We start from the raw sequence: 3,830 nt of genomic DNA on the forward strand, positions 1-3,830 counted from the left end.
GTTTTGCTGGCTTTGCCGCTCTGTGGTTCATCGGCGGCCTGCGCCGCTGGCGCCGCAGCTTTCTGCGCCACAAGGTTGAGATCGCGCATCTCGATCGCTGGTACGCGCTGGCTCTCGACCATGTGCCCCAGGATTACGCACTGGCCGTCGAGATCCTCAATTGTCGCCGGCTGATCAAGGGCTACAGCGACACCCATGTCCGGGCACAGTCGAAATTCGACCGCGTTCTGTCCGCGCTCGACCTGGTCAAGGGCCGCGCCGACGCCGCCGACTGGATCCGCCGCCTGCGCGAAATGGCGCTGAAGGATGAGAAGGGCGACATGCTCGACGGCGCGCTGAAGACGGTGGCGACGCTGGGGCCGGACCCAATCAGCTGAGATATCTAGCGGGCGTCCACGGATTGGAGCGGCGCTAACCTTAACTCCGGGCTGGCTGACAGGATTGCCCGTGCGCCGGCGCTGACGCGGGGCCAGGTGCCTGACCCCGCCGTGCTTTGATCAGTTATGGTGCCAGCGGCGCCAGTGATGGTGCGGGTGCCAGCCATAGACCGGAGCGTGCCAGTAGTGGTAGCGCGGGCGCACGATGACGACGCCGTTCGGCACGCAACGGCCCCATCGGTTCGGGTGCCAGCCGATGCCGCACCCCCAGCGGACATGCTCGACCAATGCCGGGGCGGCCGGATGGGTTACAGACATGACGGGCATTGCGTTGGACGCGGTGGCGGTCACGACAGTTCCACTGACCGCCAGGATAGCGGCTGCTGCATAGTTTTTCAGGCGACTCATAATTGGGCTCCGAGTGCATTCGAGGTTGAAGATGGCCGCCCGGCACGGTGCGATCGGGCAGGCTTGTCCCTTCTCTTCGTTAAACGGCGTCTCCCGCCTTTTCCGTCGGTCGTCATGGCGATTTTTTCGGCGCCACGGCAGCGCGGCGTTCCATGTGGCGCAGCAATGCCTGTGCCAGCACGCTCCGGTTTTCGGGTGATGTGTTCGCCGCGAAGTCGACAATGGCCTGCTCGAGCCGGGTGCGAACCGTCGCGTCGGCGTTGCGTGCCCGCTCCAGGGCCGCCGACACGGCGGCCTTGTCTATGACAGGCTGTTGCAGCAGGTCCGCTGCCTGCTGCCTCGCCTGCTGGCCATCGAGAATGATCTGACGGGACTGCACGCGAACCTGGCGCAGCGCCTCGCGGAACGCCTTGCGATCCTGGTCGGGAAGTTGTCGGCCGGCCGATTCCAGCGAGACACCTGTTTTGGCATTTCTCAGCCAGACCGCACCGCCGACGAATGCGCCGGCAAGAAAGACGTTCAGCACCACGGAAGCAATAACCAGACCACGGACCCAGCGCGTGCTCATAGGCTTTCCTCACCGTTCTCGGCAGCGGGGCCGGCATCGCCAAACGCCGTCGCATTGGCATCCAGCACATAATGGTCCGGCTGGACCTCCGGCGTGACGATGGTCACCAGGGCCAGCCCTGCCACGGCACCGGCCAGACCAATGCCGGCAAGTCCCAGCCCCAGCCACCAGAACCGCTTACGCCGGCGCTGGACGAGGTGCCGGCCGGCAGCCTGCAGAATGCTGCCGTGCAGTGCCTTGTCCGGGGCGTCGACGCGGTAGCTGTCGAGCAGCGCGTCAAGTGTCCCGGCCTGCCTCAAGATGGCCTTGCCCGCGCCGCTCGCGGCAAAGACCGTGCCGGCCATTCGCTCAGCCTCGGGCCATCGCCGCAAGTCGCCGCCATAGGCCTGGGCCAAGACGGCAAAGCGCCTGGCATCCATTGCGGGTTCGTTCCAGGATCCTTCAGCCATGTGTCGCCCCCTCGCCCGTCGGCGCCGGGCGCCAGGCGGCACCAGCAAGGCGCAATGGCCGTGGTGCGTTGGTGCTTGCCCGGTGCTTACTCATCGGCGCCATCCCCCGCCAGGATCGCCTGCAGCGACCGCCGGCCGCGCGCAAGCAGGCTCTCCAGGGCATCGACGCTGATCTGCAAGGTCGCTGCCGCCTCGATATTGGACATCTCCTGATAGTAGACCAGAACGATGGCTTCGCGCTGGCGCGGCGCTATGGCTTGCAGCGCCCGTTCGACCCGAAGCGCTTCCTCCTGGCGAGGGGCATCGGGAAGTGCCGCGGGGTCGACCATCTCCGGCAGGTCGCCGGTCACCCACTCGCGCCTGCGACGCAGCCGGTCGTAGCAAAGGTTGAGCGTCACCCGGTGGATCCAGCTGTCGAAGCGCGCATTGCCGCGCCGCCAGCTCGCGGCATGGCGCCAGATCCGCACGAAGGTTTCCTGCGCGACATCCTCGGCCTCCGCCGCATCGCCGAGCATGCGCACGGCAAGCGCCAGGATACGCGGCAGCTTGCGCGCGACGAGCGTTTGCACGGCTGCCGGCTCGCCGGCGCCAACACGGCGAACCAGCTCCTCGTCCGGATCCGCAGCCATCAGTCGGCGCACTCCCGATATTCATCGCGCGTCATTGCCTCTTGGTCATTGCTCCCTGCTTGACCTCTTGGTCATTGCTCTTGCTTGGGAGCGGTTTTGTGGCCCGGCAGTTCGTCGGCCGTCAAAATGCCGTCGGCATTCTTGTCCAGCCGGGCGAAGCGCCTGGCGAAGAATGCATCGAGTTCGGCGCGATCGATGAAGCCGTCATGGTTGGAATCGATCCGCGCGAAGGATTTGGCGGCGTCGCCCTTGACGTTGCGCTTCGTCTGAAAGGCCTCCCATTCCAGCAGGCTGATCTTGCCGTCGCCATCCGTGTCGGCCGCCATGATCGCCTTTTCGCGCCGCTTCTGGAATTTGGCCAGCGTGATGTCGGACCTGGTCCCCGAAGCGCCTGGCGCGGCAAGTGGCGCGGCGGTCGGCGGTGCAGGCGGCGTCGTTGCCTGGGCGAAAGCCGCAACGGTCTGCAAACTCAAGGCAACGACTAATATCGAACGGCGGATCATGCTGTGCGTCTCCAGGTTGGCGCGACGCAGACGGCTTGTGCCGCCATCGCGCTTCAACCGTTAAACGCCGCGACCCGGAAAATCCGTCGGTCGCGCCTGCTGATCCGTTCACGCCCGGACAAAAGAGGGTGCCCATCCCGGCTCGATCGGGATGGAAGGAACTCTAGTCCGACGGGTCGGCCGCAATCAGTTGTTCGGGCTTGAACCCGGCATGTTGCGGGGTCCACACCTCGCCCTCGCGATTGAACCAGTGGCACAGATACATGCCCGAGGCTGCCCCATCGCTGATCGTCATCCTGGGACCTCCGGATTTCAGCCTGACGACGTCTCCGGTCTTGAAATTGTTGGGCATTTTTGACCTCCCATGCTGAGGCCATGATTTTCACACCAAACCGGTGTCTCGACAATGGCAGATCTGCCAGGCCGGCGCCGCAATCCTTTGCACCAGCTGCGAAGGGGCAGACAGACGACAAAAATGGAGGAGGAATGGTGCCGCTTGCGTGACTCGAACACGCGACCCCCGCATTACGAATGCGGTGCTCTACCAACTGAGCTAAAGCGGCCCAGGAAGCCAAGGCCTCCAGGATGCGGCGGTGATAGACGCAACCGGGCGCGAATTCAAGATGCGACTTGGCAATTCCTGCGTCGGCGTCGTGGCACCCTCGAAAGCCGGCCGCCGCCTTGTCCGCCAGTCAGTCGCCAAGGGAATGCGGCGCACGGTGCGCGTGCTCCCTGTGCGCGAAAATCGGCGAAACATGCTGATTTTGTTGCCGGAACAGCGCCGGAATGGACTTTGCACACCTCTGCGAGGCAGAATGCGCCGCTCGCCCGTTGATTGATTGGTCGCCTGCGGCTAACGATCACGGCAAGGTTGGCAAAGACAGAGGGACCCGCTT

7 protein-coding genes and 1 tRNA gene are annotated in these 3,830 nt (G+C 64.9%); 1 reads left to right on the forward strand and 7 read right to left on the reverse strand.

What is annotated here, in order from left to right:
* Positions 1 to 377: DUF6537 domain-containing protein (locus EN750_RS22890; protein ID WP_348629618.1), on the forward strand; the 377-nt coding region annotated here is incomplete at its 5' end.
* Positions 378 to 497: 120 nt separating this feature from the next.
* Here the strand turns inward: EN750_RS22890 and EN750_RS22895 are convergent.
* From EN750_RS22895 to EN750_RS22925, 7 genes are all read right to left on the reverse strand, one after another.
* Positions 498 to 785: a hypothetical protein gene (locus tag EN750_RS22895; RefSeq protein ID WP_127397731.1), complete on the reverse strand. Its 288-nt coding sequence runs from the start codon at positions 783 to 785 to the stop codon at positions 498 to 500.
* A 112-nt stretch (positions 786 to 897) separates the two neighbouring features.
* Positions 898 to 1,353: a periplasmic heavy metal sensor gene (locus tag EN750_RS22900; RefSeq protein WP_127397732.1), complete on the reverse strand. Its 456-nt coding sequence runs from the start codon at positions 1,351 to 1,353 to the stop codon at positions 898 to 900.
* On the reverse strand, positions 1,350 to 1,802 hold the full coding sequence (locus EN750_RS22905) for a hypothetical protein (RefSeq protein ID WP_127397733.1): 453 nt from the start codon (positions 1,800 to 1,802) through the stop codon (positions 1,350 to 1,352). The genes EN750_RS22900 and EN750_RS22905 overlap by 4 nt, the downstream gene beginning before the upstream one ends.
* Positions 1,803 to 1,888: 86 nt before the next feature.
* Positions 1,889 to 2,431: an RNA polymerase sigma factor gene (locus tag EN750_RS22910; protein WP_127269065.1), complete on the reverse strand. Its 543-nt coding sequence runs from the start codon at positions 2,429 to 2,431 to the stop codon at positions 1,889 to 1,891.
* 71 nt (positions 2,432 to 2,502) lie between these two features.
* Positions 2,503 to 2,934: an acid-shock protein gene (locus tag EN750_RS22915; RefSeq protein WP_127397734.1), complete on the reverse strand. Its 432-nt coding sequence runs from the start codon at positions 2,932 to 2,934 to the stop codon at positions 2,503 to 2,505.
* A gap of 163 nt (positions 2,935 to 3,097) precedes the next feature.
* Positions 3,098 to 3,286 carry a DUF2158 domain-containing protein gene (locus EN750_RS22920; RefSeq protein WP_127397735.1) on the reverse strand — a complete coding sequence of 63 codons (189 nt, stop codon included), beginning with the start codon at positions 3,284 to 3,286 and terminating at the stop codon, positions 3,098 to 3,100.
* A 135-nt stretch (positions 3,287 to 3,421) separates the two neighbouring features.
* Positions 3,422 to 3,497: transfer RNA gene (locus EN750_RS22925), tRNA-Thr, on the reverse strand.
* Positions 3,498 to 3,830: the final 333 nt, after the last annotated feature.

This window comes from Mesorhizobium sp. M7A.F.Ca.ET.027.03.2.1 (assembly GCF_003999175.1).
Taxonomy (GTDB): Bacteria; Pseudomonadota; Alphaproteobacteria; order Rhizobiales; family Rhizobiaceae; genus Mesorhizobium.